This window comes from Bordetella genomosp. 13 (genome assembly GCF_007679965.1).
Lineage (GTDB): Bacteria > Pseudomonadota > Gammaproteobacteria > Burkholderiales > Burkholderiaceae_B > Bordetella.
The window spans coordinates 14,012-28,567 of record NZ_VEHL01000009.1 but is presented as its reverse complement, the minus strand read 5'-3'; the positions used below and the strand labels follow the sequence as shown (position 1 = coordinate 28,567).

16 protein-coding genes are annotated in these 14,556 nt (G+C 67.7%); 3 read left to right on the top strand and 13 right to left on the bottom strand.

From position 1 onward, the window contains the following. Window positions 1-5 precede the first annotated feature (5 nt). The 3 genes from FS845_RS20270 to FS845_RS20260 all read left to right on the top strand — a co-directional run bounded on the left by FS845_RS20270 (window position 6) and on the right by FS845_RS20260 (window position 2,150). Window positions 6-527: a DNA polymerase III subunit chi gene (locus tag FS845_RS20270; RefSeq protein WP_144638708.1), complete on the top strand. Its 522-nt coding sequence runs from the start codon at window positions 6-8 to the stop codon at window positions 525-527. Window positions 528-584: 57 nt separating this feature from the next. Continuing rightward, window positions 585-1,271 carry a hypothetical protein gene (locus tag FS845_RS20265; protein ID WP_144638707.1) on the top strand — a complete coding sequence of 229 codons (687 nt, stop codon included), beginning with the start codon at window positions 585-587 and terminating at the stop codon, window positions 1,269-1,271. 174 nt (window positions 1,272-1,445) lie between these two features. Then, a complete protein-coding gene (locus tag FS845_RS20260) occupies window positions 1,446-2,150 on the top strand; it encodes a Bax inhibitor-1/YccA family protein (protein WP_144638706.1) in 705 nt (234 codons plus the stop codon). Window positions 2,151-2,332: 182 nt separating this feature from the next. Here FS845_RS20260 and recO read toward each other — a convergent pair whose 3' ends face one another. From recO to fabG, 13 genes are all read right to left on the bottom strand, one after another. Next, the gene (gene recO / locus FS845_RS20255; RefSeq protein ID WP_144638705.1) at window positions 2,333-2,920 is read right to left on the bottom strand and encodes a DNA repair protein RecO; all 588 of its coding nucleotides are present in this window, start codon (window positions 2,918-2,920) and stop codon (window positions 2,333-2,335) included. Next, on the bottom strand, window positions 2,913-3,872 hold the full coding sequence (era, locus tag FS845_RS20250) for a GTPase Era (protein ID WP_260986374.1): 960 nt from the start codon (window positions 3,870-3,872) through the stop codon (window positions 2,913-2,915). Before era ends, recO begins: the two co-directional genes overlap by 8 nt. Continuing rightward, window positions 3,869-4,630 (bottom strand): ribonuclease III, encoded by a 762-nt coding sequence (gene rnc / locus FS845_RS20245; protein ID WP_144638704.1) that lies wholly within the window; start codon window positions 4,628-4,630, stop codon window positions 3,869-3,871. The genes era and rnc overlap by 4 nt, the downstream gene beginning before the upstream one ends. Window positions 4,631-4,642: 12 nt before the next feature. Beyond that, complete coding sequence (gene lepB / locus FS845_RS20240; RefSeq protein ID WP_144638703.1) at window positions 4,643-5,527, bottom strand: signal peptidase I; 885 nt, start codon at window positions 5,525-5,527, stop codon at window positions 4,643-4,645. 21 nt (window positions 5,528-5,548) lie between these two features. Further along, window positions 5,549-7,342: a translation elongation factor 4 gene (lepA, locus tag FS845_RS20235; RefSeq protein ID WP_144638702.1), complete on the bottom strand. Its 1,794-nt coding sequence runs from the start codon at window positions 7,340-7,342 to the stop codon at window positions 5,549-5,551. A 374-nt stretch (window positions 7,343-7,716) separates the two neighbouring features. After that, window positions 7,717-9,231: a DegQ family serine endoprotease gene (locus FS845_RS20230; protein WP_260986373.1), complete on the bottom strand. Its 1,515-nt coding sequence runs from the start codon at window positions 9,229-9,231 to the stop codon at window positions 7,717-7,719. Window positions 9,232-9,266: 35 nt separating this feature from the next. Beyond that, the gene (locus FS845_RS20225; RefSeq protein ID WP_260986372.1) at window positions 9,267-10,259 is read right to left on the bottom strand and encodes a MucB/RseB C-terminal domain-containing protein; all 993 of its coding nucleotides are present in this window, start codon (window positions 10,257-10,259) and stop codon (window positions 9,267-9,269) included. Window positions 10,260-10,354: 95 nt separating this feature from the next. Further along, window positions 10,355-10,873 carry a sigma-E factor negative regulatory protein gene (locus tag FS845_RS20220; RefSeq protein ID WP_144638700.1) on the bottom strand — a complete coding sequence of 173 codons (519 nt, stop codon included), beginning with the start codon at window positions 10,871-10,873 and terminating at the stop codon, window positions 10,355-10,357. Window positions 10,874-10,885: 12 nt separating this feature from the next. Further along, window positions 10,886-11,485 (bottom strand): RNA polymerase sigma factor RpoE, encoded by a 600-nt coding sequence (gene rpoE / locus FS845_RS20215; RefSeq protein WP_144638699.1) that lies wholly within the window; start codon window positions 11,483-11,485, stop codon window positions 10,886-10,888. Continuing rightward, entirely contained in the window at window positions 11,482-11,961 is a 480-nt protein-coding gene (locus FS845_RS20210) for a hypothetical protein (protein WP_144638698.1), read from the bottom strand. Before FS845_RS20210 ends, rpoE begins: the two co-directional genes overlap by 4 nt. 1 nt (window position 11,962) lies before the next feature. Next, window positions 11,963-13,192: a beta-ketoacyl-ACP synthase II gene (gene fabF / locus FS845_RS20205; RefSeq protein ID WP_144638697.1), complete on the bottom strand. Its 1,230-nt coding sequence runs from the start codon at window positions 13,190-13,192 to the stop codon at window positions 11,963-11,965. A 198-nt stretch (window positions 13,193-13,390) separates the two neighbouring features. Beyond that, complete coding sequence (acpP, locus tag FS845_RS20200) at window positions 13,391-13,630, bottom strand: acyl carrier protein (protein WP_003813816.1); 240 nt, start codon at window positions 13,628-13,630, stop codon at window positions 13,391-13,393. Window positions 13,631-13,808: 178 nt separating this feature from the next. Next, entirely contained in the window at window positions 13,809-14,555 is a 747-nt protein-coding gene (gene fabG / locus FS845_RS20195; RefSeq protein ID WP_144638696.1) for a 3-oxoacyl-ACP reductase FabG, read from the bottom strand. Window position 14,556: the final 1 nt, after the last annotated feature.

Here is a 14,556-nt window from a genome sequence, read left to right as displayed (position 1 = left end):
ACGTAATGACGCGCATCGACTTCGCCTTCGGCGCCGGCGACCGCCTGCGCGCTGCCTGCCAGACCGCGCGCAAGCGCTACCTGGCCGGCCAGCGCATGGTGGTCTACTGCAGCGACGGCAGGCGCCTGTCGGCCTTCGACCGCATGCTGTGGGCCTTCGACGACATCTCCTTCGTGCCGCACGTGCTGGCCAACGATCCGCTGGCCCCCGATACGCCCGTGGTGCTGACGGCAGCCGATCCCGCCCTGGCCCTGGCGCGGCGCCCGGCGGCGCCCGACGCATCGGCGCCCGACGCATCGGCGCCCGGCGCATCGACGCCCGAAGCACCGGCGCCCGACGCACCGGAAACCTGGCTGCTGAACTTGGACGATGCGTGCCCGCCGAACTATGATGGATTCGCAAGACTGCTGGAATTCGTCTCCGACGACCCGGCCGACCGCCAGGCTGCGCGGCAGCGCTGGCGCACCTATCAGGCAGCGGGACATCCCCTGCAAAGCCATGACCTGACCCGGGCAGCGGGCGCCTGAGCGCCCCCCGCCGAACGCCACAATGCGGCCCCGGGGACGCGTTCCGAGAGACATGCCATGCCACGCCCCTACACGCCTCACCGCGACGCCGGCATCCCCACGCTGACGCAACGCGCCGAACCCACGCTGTCCCCCGACGCCGTCCTGCCACGGGACGACGACACTCCCGTGCTGGGCGACATCTACCTGGCCCCCCGGGAACCGTCCGATGACATCCCGGTGCTGAGCCAGCCGGCGGACGATCCGCCGGAACCGCCCCCCGGCACGGCCGCGGCGCTGCCGCCGCACTCCTACCTTGAACTGGGCCCTTCCGAGCCGTACACGCCCGTGGGCGACCGTGCCGGCCGGCTGCCTCCCCATGCGCCGCTGCGTGCCACGGGCCCGCTGGCGGACCATCCGGCCAAGCCCTACCCGCTGGACTCGGGCCCGCCGTACACCGCCCGTCCGCAGATGCCCGATTACCAGCCCACCGCGCCGGCCGAGGCCCCGCAGGCGCCGCCGCGCTACGTGCCGCCCGTGCATCCCGGCCTCGAGCCCGACCTGTCGCCCGCGCCGGCGGCGAGCGCTCCGTCCACTGCCTCGGCCAGCATCCCCGAGGCGGTGCTGCGCGCCGCGCTGCAGGCCGAGATCGAACAGGCGGTACAGGCCGCCGTGCAGGAGGCGTCCGTGCTGCTGCGCACCCGCCTGGAAGCCGAACTGCCGGCGATCGTCGCCCGTACTCTGGGCCGCGTCCGCCCTGGCTGACATCACCCGGCCAACGCTGCGCCGCCGGCCCGGGTCACTCGCGCCGGCCGGTTGCGTTCGTCTTCGCGTAAGCCATTAGGCCCATCGCCAGGATTTTCTATGAATTAAGGGAACTGTCAGGTATTCTTCGCCTCCAATGTTAGTCGGGTGCCATACCCCGTAGAGAGGAATGCCATGAACGAATACCGCCCCACCCCCTATGACCGCTCCGGCTACGGCGCGCCGGGCGAGGTCGTCCGGAATCGTGTCCTGCGCAACACGTACTGGCTGCTTGCCCTGTCCCTGATTCCCACCGTGCTGGGCTCGGCCGTCGGCCTGTACACCGGCCTGAACCAGGTGATGGGCGCCAGCCCCGGCCTGTCCGCCATCGTGTTCCTGGTCGGCGCGTTCGGCATGATGTTCGCCATCGAGAAGAACAAGCACAGCTCGCTGGGCGTGGTCCTGCTGCTGGCCTTCACGTTCTTCATGGGCATCATGCTGTCCCGCATCCTGGGCTTCGTGATGAACCTGTCCAACGGCTCGCAGCTGGTCATGACGGCCTTCGGCGGCACCGCGATCGTGTTCGGCACCATGGCCACGCTGGCCTCCACCATCAAGCGCGACCTGTCCGGCCTGCAGAAGTGGCTGTTCGCGGGCGCCATGGTGATCCTGGTGGCCGCGCTGGCCAATATCTTCCTGCAGATGGCCGGCATCATGCTGATGGTGTCCACGCTGGCCGTGGTGATCTTCTCGGCCTTCATGCTGGTCGACCTGCAGCGCGTGGTCAACGGCGGCGAGACCAACTATGTCTCGGCCACGCTGGCCATCTACCTGGACGTGTACAACGTCTTCGCCAACCTGCTGGCCCTGCTGGGCATTTTCGGCGGGGAACGCGAGTAAGCAAGCGCTGGCACCGCGCGGCCCGCAGGCCGCGTGCCGTCGCAAACGACAAGGCCCGCCAGGAATGGCGGGCCTTGTCGCATCCGAGCCGACGCAGGCGCGGCAGCGCCGCAGGCCGTCGCTCCGGGAACGGCGAAGCCGTGAAAGCGCTGCGGATCGCGGCATCCGGCGACAGCGCACCTTCAGAAGCGCTGCAGATCCATCAGCACCCGCCGCGTGGCCAGTGGCCGACCGGCCAGGTTGGCCTCGAGCCGCTCCCGCAGCGCGCGGCGCAGTTCAGGCTCGGTGGCCGGATCGGCGAAGTCTGGCTCCGCCTCGTCCAGGCCGTAGCCCGTCTCGCGCAGCAGCACCCACTCGAAGCGCCGCAGCGCCGCGGACGCGCGGGACCCGCCCGACAGCTGCGCCAGCGCCGTGTCGTAGGCGTCGAACAGCACCGGATGGGCGTCCTCGCGCGGCAGCAGCCGCAGCAACAGCTCGTTCATGTACCAGGCGGACATCAGCGCGCCGCCCGCCAGCGGGCGCACGCCGGACACCTCGGCACGCGTCAGTGTCTTGACCTCGCCGCCGCCGCTCCAGGACAGGGCCAGCGGCTGGAAGGCCGACAGCACCGGACGCAAGGTCGAATACGGGCGCTTGGCGCCCTTGGCCACCAGGGCCAGGCAGCCGTGGCTGCGCGAGAAGGCCTGTATGACCAGCGAGGTTTCGCGCCACGCGGTGGCGTGGAGCATGTAGGCAAAGCTGTCCTGAACGCGCAGCGCGCGTTTACTCATAGCCCAGGTCGCGCAGCGCGCTTTCGCGGTCGGACCAGCCCTTGCGTACCTTGATGTAGATTTCCAGGTGCACGGTCTTGTCCAGCAGCTTGGCGATGTCCTGCCGCGCCTCGGTGGCGATGCGCTTCATGTGCTGGCCGCCCGATCCCAACAGGATGGGGCGGTGGCTTTCGCGCTCGACCACCACGCAGGCGGCGATGCGCGCCAGCGTGTCGGCCTCTTCCCATTGCTCGATGACCACCGTACAGCCGTATGGCAATTCGTCGCCGACCAGGCGGAATATCTTCTCGCGCACCAGCTCGGCGGCGATGAAGCGCATCGAGCGGTCGGTCAGCGTGTCTTCCTCGAACATCGCGTCGCCCTCGGGCAGGCGCTGCGCGATCTCGTCCAGCAACTGGTCCAGCTGCTGATCCTTGACCGCGCTGACGGGCACCACGGCGCCGTAGGGATGCTGGGCCATGATCTTGGCCACGAAGGGGAACAGATCGTCGCGCTTCTTCAGCGTGTCGATCTTGCTGACCACCAGGATGGTGCGCGCCGGATCCGGCAGCAGCGGCAACAGGCGCGCGTCGCCGTCGCTCCACTTGCCGGCCTCGACCACATGCACCACCACGTCCACGTCGGCCAGCGCCTGCGTGACCACGCGATTCATCATGCGGTTCATCGCGCCGCCATGGCGGGTCTGGAAACCCGGCGTATCCACGAACACGAACTGCTCGCGCTCGCGCGTCAGCACGCCCTGGATGCGGTGGCGGGTGGTCTGCGCCTTGCGCGACACGATGGAGATCTTGCTGCCGATCAGCGCGTTGGTCAGCGTGGACTTGCCCACGTTGGGACGGCCGACCACGGCGATGAAGCCGGCACGCTCGATGGAGTCGATCGAGGACGCGGGGGCCTGCGACGCAGCGTCGCCGGCGGAAGAAGAAGGCTGTTGCCCTTCGGTATTGCTCATTTCACCTCTTGCGCCACTGCCACGGGCAGCGACAATTGCGCGGTCTTGCGCGGCTTGCCCGACTTGCGGGCCGCGCGCGCGGGCGGGCTGACGGCCAGGGCGGCCTCCAGCGCCAGCTTGGCCGCGGACTGCTCGGCGGCGCGCCGGCTGGCGCCGGGCGCCACCACCTTGATCTCGAAGGCCGGAATGGCGCATTCGACTTCGAACTGCTGGCTGTGCGCCGCACCATGGGTGGCCACCACGGTGTAGACCGGCAGCGGCAGCTTGCGGCCCTGCAGGAACTCCTGCAGGAGCGTCTTGGCATCCTTGCCCAGCGTCGCGGGATCGACGTTGGCGATGACTGGCTGGTACTGGCGGACGATGACCTTGCGCGCGGCGTCGAAGCCCGCATCCAGGAACACCGCGCCGAAGATGGCCTCGACCGCGTCCGCCAGGATGGACGGACGGCGGAAGCCGCCGCTCTTCAGTTCGCCTTCGCCCAGGCGCAGGTACTGCGACAGCTCCAGGCGCTGCGCGATGTCGGCCAGCGAGGCCTGTTTGACCAGGTTGGCGCGCAGCCGCGACAGGTCGCCTTCGTCGAGCTTCGCATAGCGCTCGAACAGCATGGCCGCCACGACGAAGTTCAGCACCGCGTCGCCCAGGAATTCCAGCCGCTCGTTATGACGCGCGCCATGACTGCGATGCGTCAGCGCCTGCTCGAGCAGTGCCTGGTTGCCGAAACGGTGATCCAGGCGGGTTTCCAGGGTGGCCAGGGACATGGATATGGCAGATCAGTGGAAGCGACCGATGCGGCTCAGGTCGCCGAAGTTCATCCAGACGAAGAACGCCCTACCCACGATATTACCGTCTGGCACGAAGCCCCAATAGCGGCTGTCGGCACTATTGTCACGGTTGTCGCCCATCGCGAAGTAATGGCCTTCCGGCACCTTGCAGCGTACGCCATTGCGCAGGTACTGGCACTGCTCGATGAAGGGAAACTTCCAGATGGGGCCAAAATCCTGCGTACGGTCTTCTTCCAGCAGGATTTTGTGGGTAACGTCGCCCAATTTCTCGTCATACTGGGCCACGTAAGACACCCGGTCCGGCTCGTAGTAGTCGCCGTCGCGGGTATGCGTCACCAATTGGCCGTTGACGTACAGCTTCTTGTCCAGGTAGGCGATCTCGTCGCCCGGCAGGCCGACCACGCGCTTGATGTAGTCGACGTCGGTATCCACGGGGTAGCGGAACACGATCACGTCGCCGCGCGCGGGCTTGCCGACCTCGATGACTTTCCTGTCGACGATGGGCAGGCGGATGCCGTAGTTGAATTTGTTCACCAGGATCAGGTCGCCCGACTGCAGCGTGGGCAGCATCGACCCCGATGGAATGCGGAACGGCTCGACCACGAACGAGCGCAGCATGAACACGAACAGGATCACCGGGAAGAAGCTGACCGCGTACTCGACCCACCACGGCGCCTTGCCGGCGCGCTCGCCGGCCTCGCGGCGCTCGCGCTCGGCCTGCTGCGGATCATAGGCCGGGTTCGCGTCGTAGGCCTGCATGGCCTGTTGCGCGCGCGCGCGGCGCGGGCGGCGCAGCACCGCCATGTCCAGCACCCAGATCACGCCGGTCACCACCAGCAGAATGAAAAGAATCAGGGCAAAGTTCCAGCTCATGACGAATGTCGCCTATTCGGGTTACTTGTCTTCCACTTGCAGGATGGCCAGGAAGGCCTCTTGGGGGATCTCGACGCTGCCCACCTGCTTCATGCGCTTCTTGCCGGCCTTCTGCTTTTCCAGCAGCTTCTTCTTGCGCGAGATGTCGCCACCGTAGCACTTGGCCAGCACGTTCTTGCGCAGCGCCTTGACGTTCTCGCGCGCGATGACCTCGGCGCCGATGGCCGCCTGGATCGCCACGTCGTACATCTGGCGCGGGATCAGCTCGCGCATCTTCGAGACGACCTCGCGCGCACGGTAGCGGGAATTGGAGCGGTGCACGATCATGGCCAGCGCATCCACGCGGTCGCTGTTGATCAGCAGGTCGACCTTGACCACGTCGGACGAACGGTATTCGAGGAACTCGTAGTCCATCGAGGCGTAGCCACGCGACACGGACTTCAGCTTGTCGAAGAAGTCGAGCACGATCTCGGCCAGCGGAATCTCGTACTTCAGGATCACCTGGCGGCCGGAGTAGTTCATGTCGATCTGCGCGCCGCGCTTGGCGTTGCACAGCGTCATGACCGCGCCCACGTATTCCTGCGGCATGAACAGCGTGACCGTGACGATGGGCTCGCGGATGTCGTTGATCTTGCCGACCTCGGGCATGCGCGACGGGCTTTCCACGGTGATGACCGTGCCGTCGCGCTGCTCGACCTCGTACACCACCGACGGCGCGGTGGTGATGAGGTCCATGTCGAATTCGCGCTCCAGGCGTTCCTGCACGATTTCCATGTGCAAGAGGCCCAGGAAGCCGCATCGGAAGCCGAAGCCCAGCGCCTGCGAGACTTCGGGCTCGAACATCAGCGCGGCGTCGTTGAGCTTGAGCTTCTCCAGCGAGTCGCGCAGTTGGTCGTACTCGGAGCTTTCCACCGGGTACAGGCCCGCGAACACCTGCGGCTTGACTTCCTTGAAGCCCGGCACGGGCTCGCTGGCGGGATTGTTGGCCAGGGTGATGGTGTCGCCCACCTTGGCATCGGCCAGTTCCTTGATGCCGGCGATGATGAAGCCCACCTCGCCCGCCGACAGGTTGGGACGCGGCTGCGACTTGGGCGTGAACACGCCGGTCTGCTCGCACAGGTGGGTGGCGCCCGAGGCCATGAACAGCAGCTTGTCCTTGGGCTTGAGCACGCCGTTGACGATGCGCACCAGCATGACCACGCCGACGTAGTTGTCGAACCACGAGTCGATGATCAGCGCCTGCAGCGGCGCGGCCGGGTCGCCCTTGGGCGGCGGCACGTGCGCGACGATCATCTCGAGGATCTCGTCGATGCCCATGCCGGTCTTGGCGCTGGCCAGTACCGCGCGCGACGCGTCGATGCCGATGACGTCCTCGACCTCCTTGCGCGCGCCCTCGGGATCGGCCTGCGGCAGGTCCATCTTGTTCAGCACCGGCAGCACTTCCACGCCCAGCTCGATGGCGGTGTAGCAGTTGGCCACGGTCTGGGCCTCGACGCCCTGCGAGGCGTCCACCACCAGCAGCGCGCCCTCGCAGGCGGACAGCGAACGGCTGACTTCGTACGAGAAGTCGACGTGGCCCGGAGTGTCGATGAGGTTGAGGTTGTAAACCTTGCCATCCTGCGCCGTGTAGTGCAGCGCCGCGGTCTGGGCCTTGATGGTGATGCCACGCTCGCGCTCGATGTCCATCGAGTCCAGCACCTGGGCGGACATCTCGCGGTCGGCCAGCCCGCCGCACCGGTGGATCAGGCGATCCGCCAGCGTGGATTTGCCGTGGTCGATGTGGGCGATGATGGAGAAATTGCGAATATGCTGCATGGCGTGAAATTGTCAGGGGCAGGGCTTGCCGGCTTTCGACCCGGATCGGCCGGGGGCTTACGGGCCCCAGGGACTTAGGGGGTGTGCCGTTTCGGTTTGTGCCGCTCCGGGTTCTGCCCGGAGCTGGCCGCGACCGGCGTCCGGCATTGCCGAATCGGGGGAATACCGGCGGTTCGCCCGGCGGCCGGGCCGGGCTGCGCCGGATGATCGGGGCAGGCGGCGGGCGGCCATCGGGCAAAAACGAGGGGGCGCCATGCGCCCCCTCTTGCGGCAACCAGACATTTTAGCCGGTCTTGGGTTGCCGTGCCGGACGTGCGCAGCGGACGCCCCGGCCACGGCCGCGCGCCAGACGCGCACGCCGCGGGGCGAACGCCTTATTTGGCGTTGAGCTGCACGGCCACCCACTGCGTCTGGTCGCCGCGGCGCACCAGCAGGCCCACCGCCTTGCCCTTGTCCAGCTTGGCGACCAGCTTGCCGAACTGGGCGGCGTCGGTGACGTCGCTGTCGTTGACCGCCAGGATCACGTCGTTCTCCTGCAGGCCGGCAGTGGCCGCGGGGGCCTTGGCCACCTTGACCAGCACGCCGCCCTTGATGCGCAGCTTGCGCTGCATGTCGGCCGGCACGTCGGCCACGCCCACGCCCAGTACGTTGTCGGCCGACGGCGCCTTCGGAGGCGTCTCGGCGGCGCCCTTGGCGGCCGTCTTCTCGGACGGGATCTCGCCGACCTTGACGTTGAGCTTGACCGTGCGGCCCTTGCGCCACACTTCCATGGGCGCGGTGGTGCCGGGCTTGGTTTCGCCCACGATGCGCGGCAGGTCGGACCAGCGCTTAATGGCCTCGCCGTTGAACGACGTGATGACGTCGCCGGGCTGCACGCCGGAGTCTTCGGCCGGACCGCCGGGCTCGACGCTGCTGACCAGCGCGCCTTCGGCCTTGGGCAGGCCGATGGCATCGGCCACGTCCTTGACCACTTCGCCGATCTGCACGCCGATGCGGCCGCGCGTGACCTTGCCCGTGGCGCGCAGTTGCTCGACCACGCGCATGGCCTCGTCGATGGGGATGGCCAGCGAAATGCCCATGAAGCCGCCGCTGCGCGAGATGATCTGCGAGTTGATGCCGATCACTTCGCCCTGCAGGTTGATGAGCGGACCGCCCGAGTTGCCCGGGTTCACGGCCACGTCGGTCTGGATGAACGGCAGGTATTCGCCGGTGTCGCGGCCGATGGCGCTGACGATGCCCGAGGTGACGGTGGAATCCAGGCCGAACGGCGAGCCGATGGCCAGCACCCATTGCCCTTTCTTCAGCTGCTTGGGGTTGCCGATGGGCATCGGCGTGAAGTCCTTGCCGTCGATCTTGATCAGCGCCACGTCGGTGCGCTCGTCGGAACCGATGACCTTGGCCTTGAACTCGCGGCCGTCGGTCAGGGTGACGTAGATGTCGGTGGCCTCGCTGATGACGTGCGTGTTGGTCAGCACGTAGCCGTCATCGGAAATGAAGAAGCCCGAGCCCACGCCGCGCGGCACGGTGCGCTCTTCGGGCTGCGACGGCTGCTGGGGCTGCGTGGGCGGCTGGCGGCGGCCGCCCGGGCCCGGCGGCTGGAAGTCGGGGCCGAAGAACCAGCGGAACAGCTCGTAGGGGTCGTTGCCGCCGCCCGGGCCCATGCCGCGCACCGGCACGGTGGCCGTGGTGCGGATATTGACCACCGCGGGATCGGCCTTCTCGACGATGCCGGTGAAGTCGGGCAGCACGATGGCGGGCGGCGCGGACTGGTTCTGGGTCTGCACCGGCTGCGCATGCGCGGGCGCCGCGGCGCCGGCCAGGACAGCGCCGGCGGCCAGGAAGGACAGGCAGCGTCGCAACATCACGTTCGACACGGGGTGAAAAGCCATGGATGACTCCGGGAAACTTCGTGCGAAGCTGTACTTTACTGGTTTTGCTGCGGCGCGGCGGCGGCGGCTTCGGGGACGTATTCGATGGAACTGGCCAGGCGCTCGAGCGTGGCGACCGGCACCTCGCCCAGCGCGGTCAGCCAGAAATCGGCCACGCGCGTGCCATAGATGTTGATGGCGCCGCGCCGGGCCAGGCCCGAGGGCGAGTGGCTGTGGCGCTGGCTGTCGTAGGGCTCGATGAACACCGAGATGGCGGCCAGCCCGTCGGACAGCACCAGCTGGCTGACGTTGGCCTGGCCCATGGCGCGGGCCACCTGCATGACGATGGTGAAGCCTTCGGGAGACGGAATGCGCCAGCCCTGCCTGGACAGGTCCACCGGCTTCATCGAGGCCTCGATGATCTTCCAGTCGCGGGTGTTCCAGCGCGAGTTCAGCCACGAGGGATCGACGTCGCCGCCCAGGCGCAGCGAGGTGAACGCGACCTGCTCGACGATCTTGCGCGACGCGTCCAGTGTCTGCGCCTTCAGCAGCAGGTTGGTGTTGACGTCGGCGCACAGGCGGTAGCCGTAGCGCAGTTCGTCGCGCGGCGAAATGGTGATGATGCGGCACTGCCGGTCCGCCACGCGATGCAGCTTGTCGCTGGCGTGGATCTCGTAGTGCTGGGCCAGATCGGCGGGATTGCCCAGCAACAGGCCCGGGAAACGGTCGCCGCGGCGCGGCTCGACCAGCACGGTCTTGCTTTCGGGCAGCAGGCACTGCACGTCGTCGTTGTGGCGCAGGTACTCGCGCGGCTGGCCGTCGAGGATCTCCAGCCGTTCGCGCTCGCCGGTGCCGTCGATCAGGTGCACCACGCGCGAGGACTGCATGGTCTCGCCCTGCTGGTAGATGAACACCCCGGCGTAATCCTGCTTGCGGGCGGCCTGCTGGATGTCGGACAGCAGCTGGACGGGGTCACGAGATGCCGGGTCGCGCGAAGCGGCCTGTTCGGCGCGCGCCTCGATATGCAAGGCCATCAGGCCCGTGAACATGGCCAGGGCCAGCCCCGCCGCCTGGCGCGACGGCCACCGGGCAGGCCAGGGAGCGCGGGCGCGTGCCGTCCGGGACACTGACTGCCAAACCGTCATCAACGGCCCATCCCGGGGTCGAACGACACCTGGCGCACGGCGCTGGGGCCCGCCATCTGGCGGTGCGCCTCGAGGTAGTCGCGCAGGCCCGCGTCCTCGAAATTGCCCGTGGCGCCGGCATCGGCCAGCACCGCGCTGTCGGCGGGCTTGGACACGCCGCCGAGGTACGGCTGCGATACCCAGGCCACGGTGGCCACGGCGGCGGCCACCGCAAGCCCGGACAGGCCCAGGCGGATCGGCGTGCGGCGCCGCGGCGCGGCCACGATGGGCATCTCGGCCTCGAGCGCGCGCGACAGGCGGGCATGGAAATCGGCGCTGGGCTGCACGGACAGCTCGGTGCTGCGCAGCGCGTCGCCGATCAGGTGATAGGTATCCCAGGTGCGCCGGCCCTGCGGGGTGGCCAGGTGGGACGGAAAATCGTCGCCCTCCTCGCCATCCAGCCAGGCGGAAATGGCGGCATCCAGGGCATCATCCTGGAGGGATTCGGGGGACTCGACGAACTGGGCTGCGGTCTGCATGACTGCCACTCCTTACCAACGACGCTCGGCATCGGTGTCCAGCAAGGGTCGTAACCGATTGGAGATGGCTTCGCGCGCACGAAAAATGCGGGAGCGCACCGTACCGATCGGGCAGGCCATGCTTTGGGCGATGTCTTCGTAACTCATACCTTCGATTTCACGCAGGACGATGGCTGTCCGCAACTCTTCGGGCAGCTCCTGGATGGCCGCGTTGACCGTTTCGGCGATCTCGCGGCTGGCCAGGACGGACTCCGGCGTGCTTATGTCGGTTAGGTTATCGGTTTCATTAAAAGTTTCACCATCTTCGGTTTCAATCGCATTGGGCGCGCTGGGACGCCGGCCGGACGAGGCCAGCCAGTTGCGGGCCGTGTTGATGGCGATGCGGTAGAGCCAGGTATAGAAGGCGCTCTCGCCGCGGAACTGCGGCAAGGCGCGATAGGCCTTGATGAAGGCCTCTTGCGCCACGTCCTCGATCTCTGCGGGATCGCGGATCATGCGGGCAAGAAGACGCAGGATCTTGCGTTGATACTTCAGTACCAGCAGATCGAAGGCTTTCTTGTCGCCGCGTTGTACGCGTGCAACAAGCTCGGCGTCGACGTCGCGTTCGCTCATGCGGATCCCACGCGCGCCCGCGCGGCCGTGGCCCGGCCGGCGACGATGCAAAGACGGCGCCAGGCCGAGGGCAGCAGGGCCGGCTGCCAGACCGTGACGGCAAGGTGGCCCGGCCACGCGCGGGCGTCGTCCGGGCGAAGCGACAACGACAGCCAGAAAGCGCCCCTGCGGCATTCGACCAGGCGGGCACCCTGCCAGCCTGCATCCAGCAGCAGGCTCCAGGCGGCGGGGTCGGGCGAGGCACGCAGCCCCCCTACCCGCACGCCCGGGCGGCGGCGCGCCAGTTTCCCGGCCGCCAGCAGTGCACCCGCGGCCGCGGCGGCGGCCCAGCCGCCAGACGCGCCCAGCAGGTGCGCCGACCAGGCGGCGCAGCCGGCCGCGCCCGCCGCGCCGGCGGCGCGCAGCATCGCCGTGGGAGATGCGGACGCTACCGGCAGGCGCAGCTGCCAGGACGAGGACTGGGCGCTATCGATCAACTCAGATACGACGCACGGCCATGGAGCCGTTGGTGCCGCCGAAGCCGAACGAGTTGGACAACGCCACGTCGATCTTCATCTGCCGCGCCTCGTTGGCGCAGTAATCCAGATCGCACTCGGGATCCTGATTGAAGATGTTGATCGTGGGAGGCGAGATCTGGTTGTAGACCGCCAGCGTGGTGAACACGGCCTCGATGCCGCCGGCCGCGCCCAGCAGGTGGCCGGTCATCGACTTGGTCGAGTTGACCACCAGCTTGCGGGCATGGTCGCCGAACGCCGCCTTCAGCGCCTCGGACTCGTTCTTGTCGCCCAGCGGCGTGGACGTGCCGTGCGCGTTGACGTAGTCGACGTCGTCGGGATTCAGGCCGCCGTTGCGCAGCGCGTTCACCACGCCGCGGCGCGGACCGTCCTGGTCCGGCGCCGTGATGTGGTGCGCGTCGGAGCTCATGCCGTAGCCGACGAATTCGCCGTAGATGCGCGCGCCGCGGCGCTTGGCGTGTTCGTACTCTTCGAGCACCAGCACGCCCGCGCCCTCGCCCAGCACGAAGCCGTCGCGGTCGACGTCCCAGGGACGCGATGCAGTGGCCGGATCGTCGTTGCGCGTGGACAGCGCGCGCATGGCGGCGAAACCGCCGATGCCCAGCGGCGAGACCGTGGACTCGGCGCCGCCCGCCAGCATGACGTCGGCGTCGCCGTACTCGATCAGGCGCGCGGCGTCGCCGATGCTGTGCAGTCCGGTGGTGCAGGCGGACACGACGGCGTAGCTCGGACCCTTCATGCCATAGGCGATGCTGATCTGGCCGGAGATGAGGTTGATCAGGGACGCGGGCACGAAGAACGGCGAGATGCGGCGCGGGCCCTTGGCCAGCAGCTCGGTCTGCGTTTCCTCGATGCGCGGCAGGCCTCCGATGCCCGAACCGACGATGACGCCGATGCGCTCGGCGTTCTCTTCGGTGACCTCGAGGCCGCTGTCGCGCCATGCCTGCATGCCGGCGGCCACGCCGTAATGGATGAAGGTATCCATCTGCCGCGCTTCTTTGGCGGACATGTACTGCGTGACGTCGAAGCCCTTGACCTCTCCCGCGATGTGCGTGGTCAGCGAGGAGGGATCGAAGCGCGTGATGCGGGTGATGCCCGAACGTCCGTTGACGATATTGTCCCAGGCCGAGGTGAGGTCATTGCCCACGGGGCTGATGATACCGAGACCGGTGATGACGACTCGTCGCTTCACGGATGACTCCTTTACAGACAAAACAAAGGCGGTTTTCGGGATGCGTCGCGCACGCGGACGGCGTTGCACAAAAGCGTCGAGGCTTCTGCGCGACCGCGCCGCGTGGCGACTCCTGAAACCGCCCCGATTCCCTGCGGCGCCAGGGCAAGGCCCAACGCGCGGGAAGAAATAGATGCAAGCCCCGAAGGCCTAGCGGGCTTACTGCTTGCCGTGCGAGTTGATGTAGTCAATCGCCTGTTGCACGGTCGTGATCTTTTCGGCCTCTTCGTCGGGGATCTCGGTCTCGAATTCGTCTTCGAGCGCCATGACCAGTTCGACCATGTCGAGCGAATCGGCACCGAGGTCGTCAAGGAAGGAGGACTCGTTCTTGATCTCGGCTTCGTTCACGCCAAGTTGTTCAGCGACGATCTTCTTGACGCGCTGTTCGATGCTTTCCATGCAGATCTCCAAATGGGAAAAATCCCGCGAATTATAGCCAAGCGTTGGGCAATGCAAGCGTTGGCCGTGACAAAAACCGCGCGCATTTTCGACTGCAGACCGTGATGCTGACACGGCTTCGCGCGCGGCGCCTCAAGGAAACGCGCGCGAACCAGTTGGCTACACGCGCGTTCGTGCGTTATTGCATGTACATCCCGCCGTTAACGTGCAGGGTCGTACCGGTAATGTAACCCGCTTGCGGACTGGCCAGGAAGGCGACCGCATGCGCGATGTCTTCGGGCTCGCCCAGGCGGCCCAGGGGAATCTGCTGCAGCAGCGCGGCCGTCTGGTTCTCGCCCAGGCCGCGCGTCATGTCGGTGTCGATGAAACCGGGCGCCACGCAATTCACGGTGATGTTGCGGCTGCCCAGCTCGCGCGCCAGGGCGCGCGCCATGCCGGCCACGCCGGCCTTGGCCGCCGCGTAGTTGGCCTGGCCTGCGTTGCCGCTGGCGCCGACCACCGACGTGACGTTGATGATGCGGCCCGACCGGGCCTTCATCATGCCGCGCAGCACCGCGCGCGACAGGCGGAACACGGCGGCCAGGTTGGTGTCGATGACGGCCGACCAGTCGTCGTCCTTCATGCGCATGGCCAGCGTGTCGCGCGTGATGCCTGCGTTGTTGACCAGGATGTGCGGACCGCCGCCTTCCTTGCCAAGCGCGTCGATCAGGGCTTCGCAGGCCTGTGCGTCGGTGACGTCGAGCACCACGCCGCGGCCGCCTTGCGGGGCCAGCGCCTCGGTGATGGCTTGCGCGCCGGACTCGGACGTCGCCGTGCCCACCACGGTGGCGCCACGCGCGGCCAGTTCCTGCGCGATGGCGCGGCCGATGCCGCGGGTGGCGCCGGTCACCAGCGCGATCTTGCCTTGCAGTTCGGTCGAGGTCATT

Coding starts and splice junctions, on each gene's coding strand:
- FS845_RS20225 (WP_260986372.1), bottom strand. CDS start 10,259: ATGTTCACGGGCCTGATGGCCTTGCATATCGAGGCGCGCGCCGAACAG.
- FS845_RS20230 (WP_260986373.1), bottom strand. CDS start 9,231: ATGGCTTTTCACCCCGTGTCGAACGTGATGTTGCGACGCTGCCTGTCC.
- recO (WP_144638705.1), bottom strand. CDS start 2,920: ATGAGTAAACGCGCGCTGCGCGTTCAGGACAGCTTTGCCTACATGCTC.
- fabG (WP_144638696.1), bottom strand. CDS start 14,555: ATGACCTCGACCGAACTGCAAGGCAAGATCGCGCTGGTGACCGGCGCC.
- acpP (WP_003813816.1), bottom strand. CDS start 13,630: ATGGAAAGCATCGAACAGCGCGTCAAGAAGATCGTCGCTGAACAACTT.
- rnc (WP_144638704.1), bottom strand. CDS start 4,630: ATGTCCCTGGCCACCCTGGAAACCCGCCTGGATCACCGTTTCGGCAAC.
- FS845_RS20265 (WP_144638707.1), top strand. CDS start 585: ATGCCACGCCCCTACACGCCTCACCGCGACGCCGGCATCCCCACGCTG.
- era (WP_260986374.1), bottom strand. CDS start 3,872: ATGAGCAATACCGAAGGGCAACAGCCTTCTTCTTCCGCCGGCGACGCT.
- rpoE (WP_144638699.1), bottom strand. CDS start 11,485: ATGAGCGAACGCGACGTCGACGCCGAGCTTGTTGCACGCGTACAACGC.
- lepB (WP_144638703.1), bottom strand. CDS start 5,527: ATGAGCTGGAACTTTGCCCTGATTCTTTTCATTCTGCTGGTGGTGACC.
- FS845_RS20220 (WP_144638700.1), bottom strand. CDS start 10,873: ATGCAGACCGCAGCCCAGTTCGTCGAGTCCCCCGAATCCCTCCAGGAT.
- FS845_RS20260 (WP_144638706.1), top strand. CDS start 1,446: ATGAACGAATACCGCCCCACCCCCTATGACCGCTCCGGCTACGGCGCG.
- FS845_RS20270 (WP_144638708.1), top strand. CDS start 6: ATGACGCGCATCGACTTCGCCTTCGGCGCCGGCGACCGCCTGCGCGCT.
- lepA (WP_144638702.1), bottom strand. CDS start 7,342: ATGCAGCATATTCGCAATTTCTCCATCATCGCCCACATCGACCACGGC.